The sequence below is a fragment of the Streptomyces sp. NPDC001843 genome, from assembly GCF_042891955.1.
GTDB lineage: Bacteria > Actinomycetota > Actinomycetes > Streptomycetales > Streptomycetaceae > Streptomyces.
The window spans coordinates 171,124-191,548 of the sequence record NZ_JBIATQ010000010.1 but is presented as its reverse complement, the minus strand read 5'-3'; the positions used below and the strand labels follow the sequence as shown (position 1 = coordinate 191,548).

General features: G+C 72.3%; 17 protein-coding genes. 10 read left to right on the top strand and 7 right to left on the bottom strand.

Translation table 11 applies throughout. The features are described 5' to 3' along the window. From ACFYZQ_RS25280 to ACFYZQ_RS25270, 3 genes are all read left to right on the top strand, one after another. On the top strand, nucleotides 1-651 hold the full coding sequence (locus tag ACFYZQ_RS25280; RefSeq protein WP_389151797.1) for an AIM24 family protein: 651 nt from the start codon (nucleotides 1-3) through the stop codon (nucleotides 649-651). A 65-nt stretch (nucleotides 652-716) separates the two neighbouring features. Continuing rightward, nucleotides 717-1,478, top strand: a complete 762-nt coding sequence (locus tag ACFYZQ_RS25275; RefSeq protein ID WP_389152245.1) for an AIM24 family protein — start codon at nucleotides 717-719, stop codon at nucleotides 1,476-1,478. Nucleotides 1,479-1,570: 92 nt separating this feature from the next. After that, nucleotides 1,571-2,047, top strand: coding sequence for a MarR family winged helix-turn-helix transcriptional regulator (locus ACFYZQ_RS25270; RefSeq protein WP_389151794.1), 477 nt, complete (start codon nucleotides 1,571-1,573; stop codon nucleotides 2,045-2,047). A gap of 34 nt (nucleotides 2,048-2,081) precedes the next feature. On the opposite strand, the gene ACFYZQ_RS25265 is transcribed toward ACFYZQ_RS25270, so the two are convergent. The 3 genes from ACFYZQ_RS25265 to ACFYZQ_RS25255 all read right to left on the bottom strand — a co-directional run bounded on the left by ACFYZQ_RS25265 (nucleotide 2,082) and on the right by ACFYZQ_RS25255 (nucleotide 5,795). After that, complete coding sequence (locus tag ACFYZQ_RS25265) at nucleotides 2,082-3,353, bottom strand: MFS transporter (RefSeq protein ID WP_389151791.1); 1,272 nt, start codon at nucleotides 3,351-3,353, stop codon at nucleotides 2,082-2,084. 230 nt (nucleotides 3,354-3,583) lie between these two features. Continuing rightward, nucleotides 3,584-4,540 carry a methylmalonyl Co-A mutase-associated GTPase MeaB gene (meaB, locus tag ACFYZQ_RS25260; protein ID WP_389151788.1) on the bottom strand — a complete coding sequence of 319 codons (957 nt, stop codon included), beginning with the start codon at nucleotides 4,538-4,540 and terminating at the stop codon, nucleotides 3,584-3,586. 52 nt (nucleotides 4,541-4,592) lie between these two features. Then, a complete protein-coding gene (locus ACFYZQ_RS25255; RefSeq protein WP_389151785.1) occupies nucleotides 4,593-5,795 on the bottom strand; it encodes an acetyl-CoA C-acetyltransferase in 1,203 nt (400 codons plus the stop codon). Nucleotides 5,796-5,943: 148 nt separating this feature from the next. Here ACFYZQ_RS25255 and mce point away from each other — a divergent pair, with 148 nt between their 5' ends. The 5 genes from mce to ACFYZQ_RS25230 all read left to right on the top strand — a co-directional run bounded on the left by mce (nucleotide 5,944) and on the right by ACFYZQ_RS25230 (nucleotide 13,992). Then, nucleotides 5,944-6,384, top strand: a complete 441-nt coding sequence (mce, locus tag ACFYZQ_RS25250) for a methylmalonyl-CoA epimerase (RefSeq protein WP_388802065.1) — start codon at nucleotides 5,944-5,946, stop codon at nucleotides 6,382-6,384. Nucleotides 6,385-6,615: 231 nt separating this feature from the next. Continuing rightward, entirely contained in the window at nucleotides 6,616-10,497 is a 3,882-nt protein-coding gene (scy, locus tag ACFYZQ_RS25245; protein WP_389151782.1) for a polarized growth protein Scy, read from the top strand. 195 nt (nucleotides 10,498-10,692) lie between these two features. Beyond that, complete coding sequence (locus ACFYZQ_RS25240) at nucleotides 10,693-11,628, top strand: cellulose-binding protein (RefSeq protein WP_389151780.1); 936 nt, start codon at nucleotides 10,693-10,695, stop codon at nucleotides 11,626-11,628. 187 nt (nucleotides 11,629-11,815) lie between these two features. Beyond that, a complete protein-coding gene (locus ACFYZQ_RS25235; protein ID WP_389151777.1) occupies nucleotides 11,816-13,114 on the top strand; it encodes an ABC transporter ATP-binding protein in 1,299 nt (432 codons plus the stop codon). Next, nucleotides 13,111-13,992, top strand: coding sequence for an ABC transporter permease (locus ACFYZQ_RS25230; protein WP_389151774.1), 882 nt, complete (start codon nucleotides 13,111-13,113; stop codon nucleotides 13,990-13,992). The genes ACFYZQ_RS25235 and ACFYZQ_RS25230 overlap by 4 nt, the downstream gene beginning before the upstream one ends. Before the next feature lie 23 nt (nucleotides 13,993-14,015). Here ACFYZQ_RS25230 and ACFYZQ_RS25225 read toward each other — a convergent pair whose 3' ends face one another. Beyond that, a complete protein-coding gene (locus ACFYZQ_RS25225; protein WP_389151771.1) occupies nucleotides 14,016-14,357 on the bottom strand; it encodes an ATP/GTP-binding protein in 342 nt (113 codons plus the stop codon). Nucleotides 14,358-14,579: 222 nt separating this feature from the next. On the opposite strand from ACFYZQ_RS25225, the gene ACFYZQ_RS25220 reads away from it, so the two are divergent. Then, a complete protein-coding gene (locus tag ACFYZQ_RS25220; protein WP_389151768.1) occupies nucleotides 14,580-15,608 on the top strand; it encodes an LLM class flavin-dependent oxidoreductase in 1,029 nt (342 codons plus the stop codon). A gap of 118 nt (nucleotides 15,609-15,726) precedes the next feature. Here ACFYZQ_RS25220 and ACFYZQ_RS25215 read toward each other — a convergent pair whose 3' ends face one another. Further along, nucleotides 15,727-16,119 (bottom strand): SCO5389 family protein, encoded by a 393-nt coding sequence (locus ACFYZQ_RS25215; RefSeq protein ID WP_388802045.1) that lies wholly within the window; start codon nucleotides 16,117-16,119, stop codon nucleotides 15,727-15,729. A 298-nt stretch (nucleotides 16,120-16,417) separates the two neighbouring features. On the opposite strand from ACFYZQ_RS25215, the gene nucS reads away from it, so the two are divergent. After that, on the top strand, nucleotides 16,418-17,089 hold the full coding sequence (nucS, locus tag ACFYZQ_RS25210; RefSeq protein ID WP_389151765.1) for an endonuclease NucS: 672 nt from the start codon (nucleotides 16,418-16,420) through the stop codon (nucleotides 17,087-17,089). 77 nt (nucleotides 17,090-17,166) lie between these two features. Here nucS and ACFYZQ_RS25205 read toward each other — a convergent pair whose 3' ends face one another. Both ACFYZQ_RS25205 and ACFYZQ_RS25200 read right to left on the bottom strand, forming a co-directional pair. Beyond that, nucleotides 17,167-19,749, bottom strand: coding sequence for an ATP-binding protein (locus ACFYZQ_RS25205; protein ID WP_389151762.1), 2,583 nt, complete (start codon nucleotides 19,747-19,749; stop codon nucleotides 17,167-17,169). Between the two features lie 285 nt (nucleotides 19,750-20,034). Continuing rightward, nucleotides 20,035-20,358, bottom strand: coding sequence for an STAS domain-containing protein (locus ACFYZQ_RS25200; protein ID WP_388802037.1), 324 nt, complete (start codon nucleotides 20,356-20,358; stop codon nucleotides 20,035-20,037). Between the last annotated feature and the right edge of the window lie 67 nt (nucleotides 20,359-20,425).

The window sequence follows — 20,425 nt, the reverse complement described above, 5'->3', positions numbered from 1 at the left end:
ATGGCGCTGCGCGAGATCAACTCGAAGATGGTCGAGGCCACCGTCCTGCCCGGGCAGCGGCTGTTCAGTCAGCGCGGCGCGATGCTCGCCTACAAGGGGGACGTCTCCTTCACCCCGAACATCCAGGGCGGTCAGGGGGGACTGATGTCGATGCTCGGGCGGCGGGTCGCCGGTGAGGCCACTCCCCTGATGACCGTCGAGGGCAGCGGGACGGTCTTCTTCGGGCACGGCGGCCACCACGTCCACGTCATCAACCTCTCCGGCGACACCCTCTACGTGGAGGCGGACCGGCTGCTGGCCTTCGAGGGCACGCTCCAGCAGGGAACGATGTTCATGGGCTCGCAGGGCGGGGTGATGGGGATGGTGCGGGGGCAGGTCACCGGACAGGGCCTGTTCACGACGACCCTGAAGGGACACGGGGCGGTGGCGGTGATGGCGCACGGCGGGGTCTTCGAGATCCCGATCACACCGCAGCGGGCCGTCCACGTCGACCCGCAGGCGTACGTCGCCCATCACGGCGACGTGCGCAACAAGCTGTCCACCGCGCTCGGCTGGCGCGACATGGTGGGGCGCGGGTCGGGCGAGGCGTTCCAACTGGAGCTCAGCGGCAGCGGCACGGTGTTCGTCCAGGCCTCGGAGGAGAAACTGTGAGCGGGTACGGAACCCCCGGTGGGCCCGGGTACGGAACCCCCGGTGGGCCCGTGGTGCACGACCCCATGACGCTGCCCGTCGACGACAACGTCAACAAGTACACCTTCTGCGTCGAGCTCAAGGGCGGGCAGTGGTTCCTGCAGAAGGGGAAGATGATCGCCTACTACGGGGCGATCGACTTCAACGGCGTCGGGCACGGCCGGCTCGACCGGCTCGTCCGCACTTCCTTCCATTCACCTCTGCACGCGAGCGACTGGGTGGTGGCGGAGGGCTCGGGGAAGATGCTCCTCGCCGACCGGGCGTTCGATGTGAACTCCTACGACCTGGACGACGGCAACCTGACCATTCGCTCGGGCAACTTGCTCGCTTTTCAGCCAAGTCTCGCCCTCAAACAGTCGATCGTGCCGGGTTTTCTGACACTCATCGGAACCGGAAAGTTCGTGGCCGCATCTAACGGCCCGGTGGTGTTCATGGAACCCCCCATCCGGGTGGACCCTCAGGCGCTCGTCGGCTGGGCCGACTGTCCGTCCCCGTGCCATCACTACGACCACGGGTATCTGACGGGCGTCATGGGCGGTCTACGTGCGATGACGGGGCTCGGCGGGGCCTCCGGGGAGGAGCACCAGTTCGAGTTCGTCGGGGCCGGGACGGTGCTGCTGCAGTCGACCGAGACGCTGATGGCGGAGCAGGCCACGGGTGCGGTGCCACATGAGCCGGGTGTGCCCGGGGGTGGCGCGGGAGCGCCGGGTGGACACGGAGGGCAACCGCCGGGAACACCGCGTCTTCCCGGACAGCTCGGGGACCTCCAGCGTCGCTTCGGGCTGTGAGCGGTAGTCTGCGGAGTGTGACGTCGAACGCGTGCGCACTGTCACACCACCCTCACTAGTTCGCTTTTCAACATTTTAGGTAGACTTCATTCATGGAGACCGAAACGGCCACGCGCTGGCTGACCGATGCGGAGCAGTGCGCCTGGCGCACCCACCTGGAGGTCAACAGGCTGTTGACGTACCAGCTCGAGAGGGATCTGCAGCCCTTCGGCCTGACGATGAACGACTACGAGATCCTCGTGAACCTCTCCGAGTCCGAGGACGTGCGGATGCGGATGAGCGACCTCGCCTCCGCGACCCTCCAGTCCAAGAGCCGGCTCTCGCACCAGATCACGCGCATGGAGAACGCGAACCTGGTGCGCCGGGAGAACTGCGAGTCCGACCGCCGCGGGCTCTACGCCGTGCTGACCGAGCACGGCATGGAGACCATGAAGAAGGTCGCCCCGCACCATGTGGCGTCCGTGCGGAAGCACTTCATCGACCTGCTCTCGCCCGAGGCGCTGCTGGAGCTGGACAAGGCGCTGAAGCCGATCGCCGAGCATCTGCGGGGGCAGCGGGGACGTCCCTGACCTCGGCAGGGGGACCGGAGCGGCAGGCGGGTGTTCAGGTCTCGCCTGCCGCTCCTTTGTCCGCGGCGCCCGAAGTTTTCGCGGCGCCCGAGGTTTCCGCGGTGCCCGAGGCCAGGAGACAGGCCACGCCGGCCGCCAGTGCCACCCCGCCCGCCAGCACGAAGCACACCGCGACCGGCACCCGGCCGATCAGCATCCCGGCCAGCAGGGCACCTCCCGAGCTGCCCGCGTTCACCGCGGTGTTCACCCAGGCCCCCGCCCGCGTCCGGGACGCCGGGGACGCCGTCTCCTCCGCGAGGAGGTACGCCGTCGTCAGGGCCGGGGCGGTGAACAGGCCCGCGCTCGCGACGGCCGCCGTCAGGACCCACACCCCGGGTGCGAGACCCGTGACGGCGAGCACCAGGCCGAGGCCGGCGGCGAAGGACGCCAGACGCACCCGCGCCGGCCAGTGCCAGTCGACCGCCCCGTTGAGCAGCCCGCCCACCGCGCTGCCCGCCGAGAGCGCGGCCAGGATCCAGGGGACCACGGAGCCGTCGTACGAGCGCTCGGTCGCGAGGGCCATCACCAGCAGCTCCGTGCCGCTGAGCGCGAGGCCCATGCCCGCGGCGACGACCACCGGGGGAAGCAGCCTGCGGTCGAACCGACGCCCGGGCCTGCCCTTCGGCTCGGCGGCGCGGGGCCCGGGCACGGCCGGAGAGGCCACGAACGCACAGGTCCCGGCCACGATCAGCAGCGCGCTCAGGGCCACCCCGGCCGCCGGTGGGGCGAAGTGGACGAGGACGCCGACCAGTGCCGGGCCGGAGACGTACAGCAGTTCCTCGGCGACCCCGTCCAGGCTGTAGGCCCGCTGCACGAGCCGGGGGTCGTCCAGGAGTCCGGCCCACACCGTACGCATGGTGGGGCCCAGCGGGGGTGCGCAGGCACCGGCGAGGGCGGCGAGCGTGCCGAGGAGTGCCGGCGGGGTGCCGGGACGCCAGGTCAGTGCCGCCAGGGCGCACAGCAGGGCGCCGTACAGCGACGCCATGGGGATCAGGGCCCGGCGCGCGCCGTGCCGGTCGACCAGCGCCGCCCGTAACGGCATGAGGAAGACGGTGGCGGCGCCGAACACGGCCATCACCGTCCCGGAGACGGCGTACGAGCCCGTCGCCCGGGTCACCGCCAGCATCACGGCCAGCCCGACCGTGCCGTACGACAGTCGGGCCGTCAGGGCGGCGGCGAAGGTGCGGCGGGCGTGCGGGACGCGCAGGACGGCGGCGTACGACGGCCGGGGGGCGGGAGAAGGGCGCGACGAAGTGAGCGCGGACATGAGTCGGTTCCTCGGCTGGAGGCGGAAGAGGGGACACCGAAGCCCCGCGCCACCGACGGCCGGCGGGCCTGCCGGGCGCGGGTGCGGCGCGCGCTCTATGCCAGGAGGAGGAACATGCCGGTGAAGCTAGCAGCGCCAGGTGCCGGGGGGCACCCGTTTTTCGGACCACCGCCGACCGGTCCCGGGCTCCTGAGGGCAAGCCCCCCGATGAGCCGGGACGCCGTCGCCGCTCAGCCCTCCGTCAACCCCGCCACCAGTTCGTCCGCCGCCCGGTACGGGTCCAGTGCGCCGGCGACGATCCGCTCCGCCAGCGCGCCGAGGCGGCGGTCGCCGTGGAGGTCGGCGATGCGTTCACGCAGGGCGGTGACGGCGATGCTCTCCACCTCGCGGGCCGCGCGGGCGAGGCGGCGTTCGGCGAGGACGCCGCGCTCCTCCATCCAGGCGCGGTGCTTCTCCAGGGCCTCGACGACCTCGTCGACGCCCTCCGCACGGGCGGCGACCGTCTTGACGATGGGCGGGCGCCAGTCGCCGGGGCCGCGGGACTCGCCGAGGCCGAGCATGTGGTTGAGCTCGCGGGCCGTGGCGTCCGCGCCGTCGCGGTCGGCCTTGTTGACGACGTACACGTCGCCGATCTCCAGGATGCCCGCCTTGGCGGCCTGGATGCCGTCGCCCATGCCCGGGGCGAGCAGGACGACGGAGGTGTCCGCCTGGGAGGCGATCTCCACCTCCGACTGGCCGACGCCCACCGTCTCGACCAGGATCACGTCGCAGCCCGCCGCGTCCAGCACGCGGATCGCCTGCGGGGCCGCCCAGGCCAGGCCGCCCAGGTGGCCGCGCGTGGCCATGGAGCGGATGTAGACGCCGGGGTCGGAGACGTGGTCCGACATGCGGATCCGGTCGCCGAGCAGGGCGCCGCCGGAGAACGGCGAGGAGGGGTCCACCGCGAGGACCCCCACCCGTTTGCCCTGTTTGCGGTACGCGGTCACCAGCGCCGAGGTGGAGGTCGACTTGCCGACCCCCGGGGAGCCGGTGAGACCGACCACGTACGCGTTCCCGGTCAGCGGCGCAAGAGCCGCCATGACCTCTCTGAGCTGCGGGGACGCCCCCTCCACCAGGGAGATCAGCCGGGCCACGGACCGTGGCCGGCCTGCCCTGGCCCCGTCCACCAGTGAGGAGACGTCCTGCATCACAGCTCCGTTCGCGAAAGGGACTTCAAGGAGACCTACGACGAGAGTGCGCTCACGCCTTGGGCACGCGCACGATCAGCGCGTCACCCTGGCCGCCGCCGCCGCACAGCGCGGCCGCGCCGACCCCGCCGCCCCGGCGCTTCAGCTCCAGGGCCAGGTGCAGGACCAGACGGGCGCCGGACATCCCGATGGGGTGGCCGAGGGCGATGGCGCCGCCGTTGACGTTCACCCTTTCCGTGGACACCCCGAGGTCCTTCATTGACTGGACGGCGACGGCGGCGAAGGCCTCGTTGATCTCGATGAGGTCGAGGTCGGAGACCTCCAGGCCCTCCTTCTTCAGGGCGTGCAGGATCGCGTTGGACGGCTGGGACTGCAGCGAGTTGTCCGGTCCCGCCACATTGCCGTGGGCGCCGATCTCGGCGATCCAGTCCAGGCCCAGTTCCTGCGCCTTGGCCTTGCTCATCACGACCACGGCGGCGGCGCCGTCGGAGATCTGCGACGAGGAGCCGGCCGTGATCGTGCCGTCCTTGGTGAAGGCCGGGCGCAGCTTGCCCAGGGACTCCGCCGTGGTGTCACCGCGGATGCCCTCGTCCTTGCTGAAGACGACCGGTTCGCCCTTGCGCTGCGGGATCTCCACCGGAGTGATCTCGGCCTCGAAGACGCCGTTCTTCTGCGCGGCGGCGGCCCGCTGGTGCGACAGGGCGGCGATCTCGTCCTGCTCGGCGCGGCCGATGCCCAGGCGGGTGTTGTGCTTCTCGGTGGACTCGCCCATGGCGATGCCCTCGAAGGCGTCGGTCAGGCCGTCGTACGCCATGGCGTCGAGCATCTCGACGGCGCCGTACTTGAAGCCCTCGCGGGACTTCGGCAGCAGGTGGGGCGCGTTGGTCATGGACTCCTGGCCACCGGCGACGACCACGTCGAACTCACCCGCACGGATCAACTGGTCCGCCAGGGCGATGGCGTCGAGGCCGGACAGGCACACCTTGTTGACGGTGAGCGCCGGGACGTTCATCGGGATGCCCGCCTTGACCGCGGCCTGGCGGGCCGGGATCTGGCCCGCGCCGGCCTGCAGCACCTGGCCCATGATCACGTACTGCACCTGGTCGCCACCGATCCCCGCACGGTCGAGGGCGGCCTTGATCGCGAAGCCGCCGAGGTCGGCTCCGGAGAACGACTTCAGCGAGCCGAGCAGCCGCCCCATCGGGGTACGGGCACCCGCGACGATGACGGAGGTCGTGCTGTTCGATCCTGACATGAGGTGGGATCCCCTTTCAGCTGCACGAGCTGAGGAGTGAACGAGGGTTTACTTCGAATGTACTGACCGGTACCGCACCCCGTCATCTGGCTGTCGGTGTGATCGCTCGCACGTTGCGTAACCCCCCGAGGAGCGGTGCACTGACACCATGCTGACGCGAATCGACCACATCGGGATCGCCTGCCACGACCTCGACGCGACCGTCGAGTTCTACCGGGCCACGTACGGCTTCGAGGTGTTCCACACCGAGGTCAACGAGGAGCAGGGCGTGCGCGAGGCCATGCTCAAGATCAACGAGACGTCCGACGGCGGCGCCTCTTACCTCCAGCTGCTGGAACCGACCCGCGAGGACTCCGCGGTCGGCAAGTGGCTGGCGAAGAACGGGGAGGGCGTCCATCACATCGCCTTCGGTACGGCGGATGTCGACCAGGACGCCGCCGCCATCGGGGAGAAGGGCGTACGCGTTCTGTACGAGGAGCCACGACGCGGCTCCATGGGGTCGCGGATCACCTTCCTGCACCCGAAGGACTGCCACGGCGTACTGACAGAACTGGTCACATCCGCGCCTGTTGAGACACCTGAGCACTGACCCTCGTACATAGGGGCCGGTAGGGTTGGGGGCGGTCGTCCCCGAACACGGGACGACCCGGTCCTGCCGTCAGGGGCAGGACCACCGGGGTCCAGGTTTCGGGGGACGAGCGTCGGGGCAGCAGCCCGTGCTCCGCCGTTGATCTGACACCATTCCCCGGGGGCCCCGTTCGGCGGACGGACGGAGCTCGTTTGGACAGGCTTGCGACCAGGGGACGGATGGGACCGCGCAGTGCGGGGCTACGAGAGCCAGGAGCGAGAGCCGGCGGCTGACGTCGACCACCTCTCTCGGTTCGAGGCCGAGATGAAACGGCTGAAGACCGAGCGGGAAAAGGCGATCCAGCATGCCGAGGACCTCGGCTACCAGGTCGAGGTGCTGCGCGCCAAGTTGCACGAGGCGCGGCGCACCATCATGTCCCGGCCCGCGTTCGACGGCGGTGACATCGGCTACCAGGCCGAACAGTTGCTGCGCAACGCCCAGATCCAGGCCGACCAGCTGCGCCAGGACGCCGAGCGGGAGCTGAGCCAGGCCCGCGCGCAGACCCAGCGCATCCTGCAGGAGCACGCCGAGCAGGCGGCCCGGCTGCAGGCCGAGCTGCACGCCGAGGCGGTGGCCCGCCGTCAGCAGCTCGACCAGGAGCTGGCCGAGCGCCGGCAGACGGTCGAGTCGCACGTCAACGAGAACGTGGCGTGGGCCGAGCAGCTGCGCGCCCGCACCGAGGCCCAGGCCCGCCGGCTCCTCGAGGAGTCGCGTGCCGAGGCCGAGCAGGCCATGGCCGCCGCTCGCGCGGAGGCCGAACGGCTGACCTCCGAGGCCCGCCAGCGGCTGCAGAGCGACGCCGAGGCGGCCCGCGCGGAGGCCGAGCAGTTGCTGCGCCGTGCCCGCGCGGACGCCGAGCGGCTGCTGAACGCCGCCTCCACCCAGGCTCAGGAGGCCACCGACCACGCCGAACAGCTGCGCGCCTCCACCGCGACGGAGTCGGACGCCGCCCGCCGCCAGGCCGGTGAGCTGAGCCGGGCCGCCGAGCAGCGCATGGCCGAGGCCGAGGAGGCGCTGCGCAAGGCGCAGACCGAGGCCGAGAAGTTGGTCACGGAGGCCAAGGAGGCCGCCTCCAAGGCCCTGACCAGCGCCGAGTCCACCAACGAGCAGCGCACGCGCACGGCCAAGGAGCAGGTCGCCCGGCTGGTCGAGGAGGCCACCAAGGAGGCCGAGAACACCCGCTCCGAGGCCGAGCAGCTGGTCGCGGACGCCCGCGCCGAGGCCGAACGGATCGTCGCGGAGGCCACCGAGAACGCCCGCACGCTCACCGCCGAGGAGAGCGCGACCCAGCTGTCCAAGGCGGCGAAGACCGCCGAGGACGTGCTGAACAAGGCGGCCGAGGACGCCCGGAACACCACCAAGGCCGCGGCCGAGGAGGCCGAGCGGATCCGGCGCGAGGCCGAGACCGAGGCCGACCGGCTGCGCGCCGAGGCGCACGACATCGCCGAGCAGCTCAAGGGCGCCGCCAAGGACGACACCAAGGAGTACCGGGCCAAGACGGTCGAGCTGCAGGAGGAGGCCCGCCGGCTGCGCGGCGAGGCCGAGCAGCTGCGCTCCGACGCGGTCGCCGAGGGCGAGAAGATCCGTGCGGAGGCCCGCAAGGAGGCCGTCCAGCAGATCGAGGAGGCCGCCCGGTCGGCCGAGGAGCTGCTGTCCAAGGCGAAGGCCGACGCGGACGAGCTGCGTCAGAAGGCGACCACGGACAGCGAGAAGGTCCGCACCGAGGCCATCGAGCGCGCGACGACGCTGCGCCGGCAGGCCGAGGAGGTCCTGGAGCGCACCCGCGCGGAGAACGAGCGCTCCCGCGAGGAGGCGGTGGAGCTCGCCGAGACCATCACCTCGAACGCCGAGCAGGCCGCGCGCGAGCTGCGTGAGGAGACCGAGCGGGCGCTCGAGGCACGGCAGGCGGAGGCCGCCGAGGAGCTGACCCGGCTGCACGGGGAGGCCGAGGCGCGGCTCGCGTCCGCCGAGCAGGCGCTGACGGACGCCCGGGAGGAGGCCGCGCGGATCCGCCGGGAGGCCGGCGAGGAGACCGAGCGGCTGCGTGCCGAGGCCGCGGACCGGATCCGTACGCTCCAGCAGCAGGCGGAGACGGAGGCCGAGCGGCTGCGTGACGAGGCCGCGTCGGACGCGTCCGCGTCCCGGGCGGAGGGCGAGGCCATCGCCGTACGCCTGCGCTCGGAGGCCGCGGCCGAGGCCGAGCGGCTGAAGACCGAGGCCCAGGACACCGCCGACCGGGTGCGGGCGGAGGCCCAGGCCGCCGCCGAGCGGCTCGCCGCGGAGGCGTCCGAGACGCTGGCCGCCGCCCAGGAGGAGGCCGCCCGCCGCCGTCGCGAGGCCGAGGAACTGCTCGGTGCCGCGCGCGCCGAGGCCGACCAGGAGCGTGAGCGGGCCCGCGAGCAGAGCGAGGAACTCCTGGCGTCTGCGCGCCGGCGCGTGGAGGACGCGCAGGCCGAGGCGATCCGGCTGGTGGAGGAGGCCGACCGGCGCGCCACCGAGATGGTGTCGGCGGCCGAGCTCCACGCCCAGCAGGTACGGGACTCCGTCGCCGGGCTGCACGAGCAGGCGCAGGAGGAGATCACCGGGCTGCGCTCCGCCGCCGAGCACGCGGCGGACCGCACCCGCCGGGAGGCCGAGGAGGAGGCGGACCGGGTCCGCGCCGACGCCTACGCCGAGCGGGAGCGGGCGAGCGAGGACGCGGGCCGGCTGCGCCGCGAGGCCCAGGAGGAGTCCGAGGCCGCGAAGGCGCTCGCCGAGCGCACGATGGCGGACGCGATCACGGAGGCCGAGCGGCTGCGCGCGGACTCGGCGGCGCACGCCCAGCGGGTGCGGACCGAGGCGTCGGACGCGCTGGCGGAGGCCGACCAGTCCGCCGCGCGCACCCGTGCGGAGGCCCGGGAGGACGCCAACCGGATCCGTTCGGACGCGGCGACGCAGGCGGACACGCTCATCACCGAGGCGCGCAACGAGGCCGAGCGGCTGCAGACCGAGACGATCGCGGAGGCGGAGCGGCTCCAGTCGGAGACGGCCGCCGAGGCCGAGCGGGTGCGGGCCGAGGCGGTCGCCAAGGCCGAGAAGCTGATCGCGGACGCCTCCGGCGACGCGGAGCGGCTGCGCGCGGAGGCCGCCGAGACGGTCGGTTCGGCGCAGCAGCAGGCGGAGCGGATCCGCACCGAGTCGCAGCGGGTCAGGGCGGACGCGGAGGCGGAGGCCGAGCGGCTGATGTCGGCCGCACGCGAGGAGGCCGACCGGACGCTGGACGAGGCCCGCAAGGACGCCAACAAGCGGCGTTCGGAGGCGGCGGAGCAGGTCGACAAGCTGATCTCCGAGACCACCGCCGAGGCCGACAAGCTGCTCACCGAGGCGCAGCAGCAGGCGCAGAAGACCACCGCGGAGGCCGAGTCGCAGGCCGACACCATGGTGGGCGTCGCCCGGCAGGAGGCCGAGCGGCTGGTGTCCGAGGCCCGGGTCGAGGGCAACTCGACGGTGGAGAAGGCCCGTACGGACGCGGACGAGCTGCTGGTCGGCGCCCGCCGGGACGCGACCGCGATCAGGGAGCGCGCGGAGGAGCTGCGCGACCGGATCACGGCCGAGATCGAGGAGCTGCACGAGCGGGCCCGCCGCGAGGCCGCCGAGACGATGAAGTCGACCGGCGACCGCTGCGACGCGCTGATCAAGGCCGCGGAGGAGCAGCTCGCCAAGGCGCAGGCGAAGGCCAAGGAGATCGTCTCGGAGGCCAACTCCGAGGCGGGCAAGGTGCGTATCGCCGCGGTGAAGAAGGCGGAGGGGCTGCTCAAGGAGGCCGAGCAGAAGAAGTCCACGCTGGTCAGGGAGGCCGAGGAGCTCAAGGCCGAGGCGATCCGCGAGGCCCGGCGCACCGTCGAGGAGGGCAAGCGCGAGCTGGAGGTCCTGGTGCGCCGGCGCGAGGACATCAACGCCGAGATCTCCCGTGTCCAGGACGTGTTGGAGGCGTTGGAGTCCTTCGAGGCCCCGTCGTCCGGCAAGGACGGCGGAGTCAAGGCGGGGGCCACCGTAGGACCCCCTCGATCGGGTGGCAAGTCGTCAGACAGCTAGCGGACAGGGTGGGTTCTGATGTCTTCTGGGTGCTTTGACCACGTCTTCGGCGACATGATGGGCTGGTCGTCCGGGGGTCGAATGTTCAAAAGAGGTGTCATTCTCCAGATCAAACACGTATCCGCTCGATGACACACCGCTTCGGCCCCTAGGATTCCACCTATCACCTCACCGGTCTCATTCGACAGGAACCCCATGAGCGACACTTCCCCCTACGGCTTCGAGCTTGTGCGGCGTGGATACGACCGCGCTCAGGTGGACGAACGGATCTCCAAGCTCGTCTCCGACCGTGACAGCGCTCTCGCCCGCATCACCGCTCTGGAAAAGCGCATCGAGGAGCTCCATCTCGAAACCCAGAACGCCCAGGCCCAGATCAGCGACGCCGAGCCGTCGTACGCGGGTCTCGGCGCGCGGGTCGAGAAGATCCTCCGCCTCGCCGAGGAGGAGGCAAAGGATCTGCGTGAGGAGGCTCGGCGCGCGGCCGAGCAGCACCGCGAGCTCGCGGAGTCGGCGGCCCAGCAGGTGCGCAACGACGCGGAGTCGTTCGCCGCGGAGCGCAAGGCCAAGGCCGAGGACGAGGGCGTCCGGATCGTCGAGAAGGCCAAGAGTGACGCCTCGCAGCTTCGTGCCGAGGCGCAGAAGGACGCGCAGTCCAAGCGTGAGGAGGCGGACGCCCTCTTCGAGGAGACCCGTGCCAAGGCCGCGCAGGCCGCCGCGGACTTCGAGACGAACCTCGCCAAGCGCCGCGAGCAGTCCGAGCGCGACCTGGCCTCGCGTCAGCAGAAGGCCGAGAAGCGCCTCGCGGAGATCGAGCACCGGGCGGAGCAGCTGCGCCTGGAGGCGGAGAAGCTGCGCACCGACGCCGAGCGTCGCGCCCGCCAGACGGTCGAGACCGCTCAGCGCCAGGCCGAGGACATCGTGGCCGACGCCAACGCCAAGGCCGACCGGATCCGCTCGGAATCCGAGCGTGAGCTCGCCGCGCTGACCAACCGCCGCGACAGCATCAACGCCCAGCTGACGAACGTCCGCGAGATGCTCGCCACGCTGACCGGCGCGGCGGTGGCCGCCACCGGTGCGCCGACCGAGGACGAGCCGATCTCCCGCGGGGTCCCGGCCCAGCAGTCCCGGTAACCCCGGACACCCACGAAGCCCCCTGCCACTCCCCCGTCGGCAGGGGGCTTCGTCCTGTTCCGCCGTACTGGCCTGCTCTCCCCCAGCTTTACTTCCCCTTGGGCGGAACCGTCAGCGCCCGGATATCCTCCTAACCCTTACGGGGGCGTGTGCCCCGCTGTCCTGAACCTTTCGATGGGTGCGGAGCATGATCGAGGCTGTAGGCCTGACCAAGCGCTACGGCGACAAGACCGCCGTGTACAACCTTTCCTTCCAGGTGCGACCGGGCGCCGTCACCGGCTTCCTCGGGCCCAACGGCTCGGGCAAGTCGACCACGATGCGGATGATCCTGGGCCTGGACAACCCGACCGCGGGCACGGTGACCATCGGCGGCTATCCGTACCGCAAGCTGCCCAACGCGGCCCGTCAGGTCGGTGCGCTGCTCGACGCCAAGGCCGTGCACGGCGGCCGGCACGCCCGTAACCACCTGCTGTGCCTGGCCCAGCTCTCGGGCATCCCGGCCCGGCGGGTGGACGAGGTACTCGGGGTCGTCGGCCTGCAGGACGTGGCCAAGAAGCGCTCCAAGGGCTTCTCGCTCGGCATGGGCCAGCGGCTCGGTATCGCGGCCGCGCTGCTCGGTGACCCGCAGGTGCTGCTGTTCGACGAGCCGGTCAACGGGCTCGACCCCGAGGGCATCCTCTGGGTGCGCAATCTGATGAAGGCGCTGGCCGCGGAGGGGCGGACCGTGTTCGTCTCCAGCCACCTGATGAGCGAGATGGCACTGACCGCCGACCACCTCATCGTCATCGGGCGGGGCCAGCTCCTCGCCGACATGAGCGTGACGGACTTCATCTCCGCCAACTCCGCCGACTTCGCCCGGGTCCGCACGCCGGACACCGAGCCGCAGCTGCGGGAGAAGCTGACCTCCGCGCTCACCGAGGCCGGCGGGCACGTGCTGCCTGAGCAGGACGGCGCGCTGCGCGTCACCGGGCTGCCGCTGCCCCGCATCAGCGACCTGGCGCACGAGGCGGACGTACGACTGTGGGAGCTCTCGCCGCACCAGGCCTCGCTGGAGGAGGCGTACATGCGGATGACGCAGGGCGCCGTGGACTACCGCTCGACCATCGACCAGAAGGCGGGCCTGCAGCAGCCGCTGCCGCCGGGCGCCCAGCCGCCCATGCCGGTTCCGGGTCAGGGCCAGCCGGGCTGGTACGCGCCGCCGCCGCCCCAGCAGGGCGGCCAGCCGTTCGGGGCGCCCCAGGGGCAGCCGGCGCCGCAGGGCGGGGCGCCCGCGGGGCCGTACGGGGGGCCTGCGGTGCCCGCGGGGGGCGCTCCCGGCGCCTACGGTGCTCCCGGCGCCGCCCAGCCGAATCCTTACGCCCAGCCGCCCGCGCAGGCGCCCGCCGCCCCGGCGACCCCGCCCGCGCCCGCGCCCCCGGCAGCCGGATCGTCCCAGCCCGCCGCATCCGCCCCCGCCAACCCGACCAAGCCCGAGGACGCCCGATGAGCACCCACCAGCCCCCGATGCCGCAGGCACCAGCCGCCGCGCCCGAGTGGCAGGCGGCGCCCGGAGCCTCGTATCCCGGCTACACCTCGCCGATCCCGGTGGTGCGCACGCACCTCGGGCACGCGCTCGCCTCCGAATGGACGAAGATCAAGTCGGTGCGCTCCACGATGTGGACGCTGGGCGTGTTCGTGCTGCTGGTGGTCGGCATCGGGCTGGCCGCCGGCGCGCTGGTGTCGAACAGCTCCGACGACGGGAGCATGCGGGGCCAGAACCCGCTCGGCCTGGGCTTCTTCGGGCTGCTGCTGGGCAGCATGTGTCTGATCACGCTGGGCGTGCTGACCACGGCCTCGGAGTACGGCACCGGCATGATCCGCACGACGATGGTCGCCTGCCCCAGCCGGGGGCGCGTGCTCGCGGCCAAGGCCATCGTGTTCTTCGGGGTGGCCTTCGTGGTCACGCTGGCGTCGGCCTCACTCGTCGCCATGGCCCAGGTGTCCATGCTGGACGGCACCGCCAAGGACCCGTCCGGCGGGGAGTGGCTGAAGGCCACGGTCGGCGTCAGCCTCTACCTCGCCCTCCTCGGGCTGCTCTCGCTCGCGGTCGGCTCGATCATCCGTCACTCGGCGGGCGCCATCACCATCATGATCGGCGTCCTGCTCGCCCCGCTGGTGATCGCGCTGTTCATGTTCTCCGAGTCACTGTCGAGCGTGCGCGACAAGCTGGTCGAGTACTCGATCCCGAACCAGTTGAGCGTCTTCTACTCCAACTCCCTCAGCGAGTCGGGCCCGTCCGGCTGGGACCCGCTGTGGATCGCCCTGGGCGTGACGGCCGCCGTGTTCGCCGGGGCGTTCGCGCTGCTGCAGAAGCGGGACGTGTGACACCCCCGCTCGGCTAGGGCGCTTCAGAACCTCGGCGCGTTACGGGACCGCTGCACCCGCGTGGTGCGGCGGTCCTTGGCGTTCCAGCACGCCTTGTGCCAGTGGCGGCGGTCGTCGACGCCCGAGTGCTCCGGCCAGGCCACGACGTGCGGGACACCCGAGGGGATCACCTGGTCGCAGCCCGGGCAGCGGTACGTCTTGCCCCCCGCGCCGGACCCGGCCACGTGCCGCACGCTCCAGTCCTCGCCCCGCCAGTTCTCCGTGGACTGCCAGCCGCCGTACCGGCCGGGGCGGTCGTCCTCGGCGCTCCGGCCGGACGCGGCCGTGCCCTTGGGGCCCTTGAGACGGTTGCGACGCGGGGACACGGGACACCTCACGGGGCTATACAGGAAGCACGGGCTGTAACCAGCCTACGCGGCACCGACAGGGGTACGCGTAGGGAACCAACCACCACAAGTGCCGCTGCCGGCCGACTCATTCTGCAGACAATCCGCAAATCCCTTCGCTAGGCCGTGTCCTCGGCACGTGTCGCACGGTTATGCCCGGTGGGGGAGCTCCGCGTCGGAGCCGAGGAAGCAGGAAATGCAATGCGCGTAGGTAGTTTTGTGCTGGCCGCCCAGTTCCCGGGGCAGGGCCAGGGGGAGGCGCTGCACCGGGCGGTCCGCTCGGCGCAGGTTTCCGAGGAGGCGGGTCTCGACGCGGTCTGGCTGGCCGAGCACCATTTCGTGCCGTACGGCACCTGCCCGTCCGCGGTCACCCTGGCCGCCCTGCTGCTGGGCCGCACCAGCCGCATCGGGGTCGGCACGGCGGTGAGCGTGCTGCCCACCGTCCATCCGGTCGCCCTGGGCGAGCAGGCCGCGCTGCTGCATGTGACCAGCGGCGGCCGTTTCACGCTCGGCGTGGGGCGCGGGGGGCCGTGGGTGGATCTGGAGGTGTTCGGCGCGGGCCTGGAGGCCTACGAGCAGGGGTTCCCGGAATCACTCGATCTGCTGGTGCGCTGGCTGCGCGAGCCGGCCGTGGCGGCCTCGGGGGAACGGTTCTCCTTCCGCGAGGTCCCCGTCGTGCCCCGCCCGTCGGAGGCGCTCGACGACACCCCGGGCCCCGAGGTCGTCGTCGCCTGCACCTCCCCGGCGACCGTGCGGCTGGCGGCCGAGCGCGGACTGCCGATGCTGCTCGGGATGCACGTCGGGGACGAGGAGAAGGCCGAGATGGTCGCCCTGTGGCGGCAGCACGCGCGGACGGCCGGACGTCCGGCCGAGGAGATCGCCCGCGCGGCCCATGTGTCGGCCGGCGTCTGCCAGATCGCGGACCGGCGCACCGACGCGGCGGAGACCCTGCTGAAGGCGATGCCGGGCTGGCTCAGGCAGGGCCTGGAGGCCCATGTGACGGTGGACGGCCGGGCACGGGCGATGCGCGACCCGCTGGCCTACACGGAACTGCTGTGCGGGCTGCACCCGGTGGGCTCCCCCCGGCTGTGCGCCGACCGTCTGGCGGCCACCTCGGAGCGCACCGGCATCTCCCGCTTCGCGCTGCTCGTCGAGGGCTCGGGTGATCTCGCGGCGACGGAGGAGAACGTCCGGCGGCTGGGCGCCGAGGTGCTGCCCCAGCTCCGTTGAGAGTTCGTGTCACGCCTCCCCGGCCGACGAGGGCTTGCCGCTCCGGTGCTGGTTGCACCTCCCGCGGGCGGAGCGGCAAGCAAGCGGTTCACCGCGTCAGCAGTCCGTGGGCTCCGCGTCAGCAGTCCCTGAGTTCCGGGGACTGGTTCAGCAGTTGACCGCGTATCGAGGTGAAGCGGGCCAGCCGTTCGTCGGCCGAGGCGTCCAACGGGAACACCGCCACCCGGTGGCAGTTCTGGAACGCCAGTCGCACACCGAAGTGCCGCTGCAGCGCGCCGCGAATCGCGTCACTGGCGAGCGCGCGCAGCAGCTGACCGCGTGCCTGCTCGTCCGGCGGGGGCGTCCGGTTGTCGGCGAAGTCTCCGCCGTCCACCTTCAGCTGGGCCACCAGGGAGCTGATCATCTCCCATGCGTAGGGCAGGGAGGTCCGGACGCAGTCGACGAAGGCAGCTTCGTCGACCTCGCCTCGCTCGGCCTGTTCGAGTAGGGCCGGTGAGACGTCGAGCGACATGGGTACTCCTCTCGCACCCCCGAACAGCAGGGGTTGCCGGACAGGTAAAGGGCGTTCGCGACACCGGACACGCTCAGTACACGTATCGCGACCTCCCGTTCACTACCGTAGGCAACGGCAGGTGACCGCACCAGGAGAATGCGCACATGGGCCGGTCCCTTTGGGCACACAATCGGCCAAGGATGAACAAGAGTTTCCAAAGCAAAAAGGGCGGCCCGGAGTGCCCCGATTGATGGCGGTGGCGGGAACGGGCGGGCGAATCGCGTGAGGCGCGGGACGTCGAGTAGCGTTGCCGACCATGCGTCTCGTCATTGCCCGGTGCTCGGTCGACTACGCCGGCCGGCTCACCGCCCACCTCCCCTCGGCCCCCCGCCTGATCCTGGTCAAGGCGGACGGCAGCGTCTCGATCCACGCGGACGACCGGGCGTACAAGCCCCTCAACTGGATGTCGCCTCCATGCACGCTCAAGGAGGGTTCCGGCGAGGACGAGGGGGTCTGGACCGTCGTCAACAAGGCGGGCGAGAAGCTGATCATCACCATGGAGGAGGTCCTCCACGACTCCTCGCACGAACTCGGTGTGGACCCCGGTCTGATCAAGGACGGGGTGGAAGCACACCTGCAGGAACTGCTCGCCGACCGCATCGAGACGCTGGGCGAGGGCTACACCCTGATCCGGCGTGAGTACATGACGGCCATCGGCCCGGTCGACATCCTGTGCCGGGACGCCGAGGGACGGACCGTCGCCGTGGAGATCAAGCGGCGTGGCGAGATCGACGGCGTGGAGCAGCTCACCCGTTACCTCGAACTGCTGAACCGCGATCCGCATCTCGCCCCGGTCCGCGGCATCTTCGCCGCGCAGGAGATCAAGCCGCAGGCCCGCGTCCTCGCCACCGACCGCGGCATCGGCTGCCAGGTGCTGGACTACGACGCGCTCCGGGGCATCGAGGACGACAAGCTGCGGCTGTTCTGAGGAGCTTTTCGAGAAGCGCGGGCGTACGTACGCCGGTGAGGGCCGGACCCCCGGGTGGGGGCCGGCCCTCATGTACGTCAGATCGTCGGGCCCGTGCCGCTGCTCCGGGAAGCGCTCGCCGAACCGCTGGACGCGGTGGGGCCGCCGGAGGTGGGACCGCTGGCGCTGTCGGTCGTGGACGGGGCGGTCGAGGTGGCCGTGCCCGTGGGGCTGCCGGTCGACGGCGGTGTCGTCGAACCACTCGGCGAGCCACCGCCCGTCGGCGGTGTCGTGGAACCGGTCGGCGGTGTCTTCGGCGGGGTCGAGTGCGGCGTCGACGGCTTGGTCGTCGTGGGCTTCGACGACGTGCTCGGCGAACCGTCCCCGCCCGACCCCTGCGTCCCGCTCGGGTCGTCCGACGGCTGGGCCGCGGTGGTGGTGGGCGCCGGATCGTCCGCGGTGCTGCCGGGGCCGGGGTCCGTCGGGTGGCTCACCGCCACGCCGGTGCCACCGCCGCCCCCGCCGCTGTTCCTCCTCGGCGTGTCCGCTCCCAGGTCGCCCCCTTCGGTGCCCGCGCTGGCGGACGGGTTGACGCTCACGTTCTTGGCTGGTTTGTCCGCGTCGTCGTTCGAGCTCATGCCGAGGGTCACGACCGTGCCGAGTACCGCGGCGAGGATGACGCCGGAGCCGGCCGCGAGGAGGTTGCGCCGGGCCGGCCGCCGGCTGCCGCCGCCCTGGGCCCTGGGCAGCAGGGCGGTGGCCGCGGCCCGGTGGGTGACCAGCGTGTCGTCGGTGGGGAGCTTGAGTTGGGGGAACGGGGCCGGGGCCCCGCGCGGGGGCGACGCTGGCTCCTCGTGGCGCGCGTCGGACGACTCCTCGCCCGCCGTGGCGCCGATCCCGGGCACGTCGCCCGCACGGTCGGCGACCAGGGCGAGGGCGCGGCGGCCGACGACGGTGCCGCGCTTGTCGGCGAGGGCGCCGCGCAGGCCGATGGAGGCCTCCAGCTCGGCGCGGGCCCGCTCGAGCTGTCCGCCGCACAGGGCGACGACGCCGAGTTCGTGGTGGAAGTAGGCCTGTTCGGCGACCTCTCCGGCACGTCGGGAGGCCTCGGCGCCGGCCCGCAGCGCGCGCTCCCAGGCGCTCCAGTGCAGCCCCGCGGCGAAGGCGGGGGCGGCGGTGCGGGCCAGCCGGACGCAGGCGCTCTCGTCGCCCTCGGCGAGCGGTGACGAGGGCTCCTCCTGTCCGAGCGGGGTCACGGGCTCGGCGGAGGACGGCTCCAGGGCGGTCAGTGCGGCGAGCAGGGCGTCGGCCTCGGCGCACACCCTTTCGGGCGTGACGGAGGGGTGGCCGGCCCACCAGGTGTAGTGCTGGACGGCGGCGAGGGCGTTCGCGGCGGCGTCGTCGGCGTATCCGGCGGCCTCCAACTGTGTTTGCACGCCGGTCGCGAGGCGGTAGCGGGAGCCGACCGGGCTGACCAGCCCGCAGCCGACGAGTTCCCCCAGGGCGGCGTCCGCGTGGGTGTCCCCGATCAGCGCGGGCAGGTGCGCCTGGTGCGGGACCTCGCCGCCGAGCGCGACGGCGAAGCGCAGGGTGGCGCGGGCGGAGGCGCTCAGCCGGGAGGCGAGCAGCGGCGCGGGTGCGGCGGCCTCCCCGAGCGACGGGAGGGGGATGTCCTCGCCGTCGTCGGCGGACGTGTCGAGCGGGGTGCCCAAGGGGGCGTCGACCGGGTGCCGCAGGTCCTCGAAGACCCCGAACTCGTCCACGGCGCCCGCGCTGGCGCGCAGTTGGTCGCGCTGCCTGAGCAGAGCACCGGCCTGGACGAACCTGAGGGGCAGACCCTCGGACTCGAACCAGAGGTCGCCGGCCCAGTTGGCCTCCTCCTCGGTGAGGACGCGGCCGACGGCGCGTTCGAGGATCTCCACGCCGCCGGCGCGGTCCAGGCCGCCGAGGACGACCTCCTCGATCGCCGAGTCGGCGGACGGGGCGGGCACGTCCGGGGTGGCGGCGATCAGGAAGGCGCACTCCGGGGTGGCGTCGACGAGTTCGTCGAGGGCCGCGCCACCGAACTCGATGTCGTCCAGGACGACGACCGCGCCGATCTCCCGGACCAGGTCGAGCAACTCGTCCGCGCCGGGGCGGTGCAGGGGTGCGTCGTGGACGGCGTGGCAGAGGTCGTGGAGCAGGTCGGTCGTCGTGCGGCGGAAGCCGGTGAGGCGGACCACGCCGTCGGGGGCGAGGTCGGCGCAGTCCTCGGCGACCAGGTCGAGCAGGGCGGTGCGGCCGGAACCCGGGGGTCCCGTGAGACGTACGGAGCGGCCGCGGGCGAGCAGGCGGACCAGGCGCTCGCGTTCGTCCTGGCGTTCCAGGAGCGGCAGCGCCGGCTGGGCCGGGCCGGGCGGTACGGCGGGCCGGGCCGCGCGGTCGGAGGCGGCGCGCTCGGCGGCCCCGAGCTTCGCGGGCCTGCCCGGCTGCTCTCCCGGCGGGCAGGGCTCTATCTCGCTGCCGTCGACCGGGTTGACGGTGAGCAGGAAGTCGCCGGTGACGAGGCGCACCGTGCGGGCGAGTGCGGGCGCGTTCTGGAAGTCGGTGGTCAGGGAGTCCCTGGGCGGGCGCTGACGCGGCGCGTTGCCGTCCGTTGTGTCCTGGCCATGCTCCCCGGGCCCCTGATTGATCGGGTCCATAGGTTTCCTAGCCCCCCAAAAGCGTCGTGTGCCCGTGTCCGGCCCCTCCCGGCCTAGCACACCGCGCTGTCGCTTCTGGTCCGGGCCCGCTCGAGGGTTGCGAGGCAGCGGGCGACCGAACCCTAAACCTTCGCACAGTATCTACGACAGCCCGGGGTGCCGCGCGGTCCGAGACGTCACCATCTCGTGAGGATTGCGTGTGACGTGCGGCTCGGCTCGTCCGACGGGTCTCCCCCGTCACCGTTTTCACACCCGGTCACGGCGTCCCGCTCGGGGGGCGGGGGGTCACACCCGGGGCAGCGACTCCACGCCGATGCCGCCCTCGATCGCCAGGATCCGGTGCAGCCGGGTGGCCACCAGCAGGCGCTGCATCTGCGGCGGCACGCCGCGCAGCACCAGGCGGCGGCCGCAGCGGCCGGCCCGCCGGTGGGCACCCATGATCACCCCGAGTCCGGTGGCGTCCCAGAACTCCAGCTCGGACAGGTCGAGCACCAGGTCACCGGCTCCGTCGTCGACGGCCGAGTGCAGGACCGTACGGGCGTCCGCCGCGCTGTGGACGTCGAGGCGGCCCCCGACGACCAGCTCGGCGTGGTCGCCCCTGATGTACATATGCGCTCCCCGTGAGTGCGTCTCGTGCTCGCTGATGTCTCGGTGATGTCTGGTGATGCAACCTCTG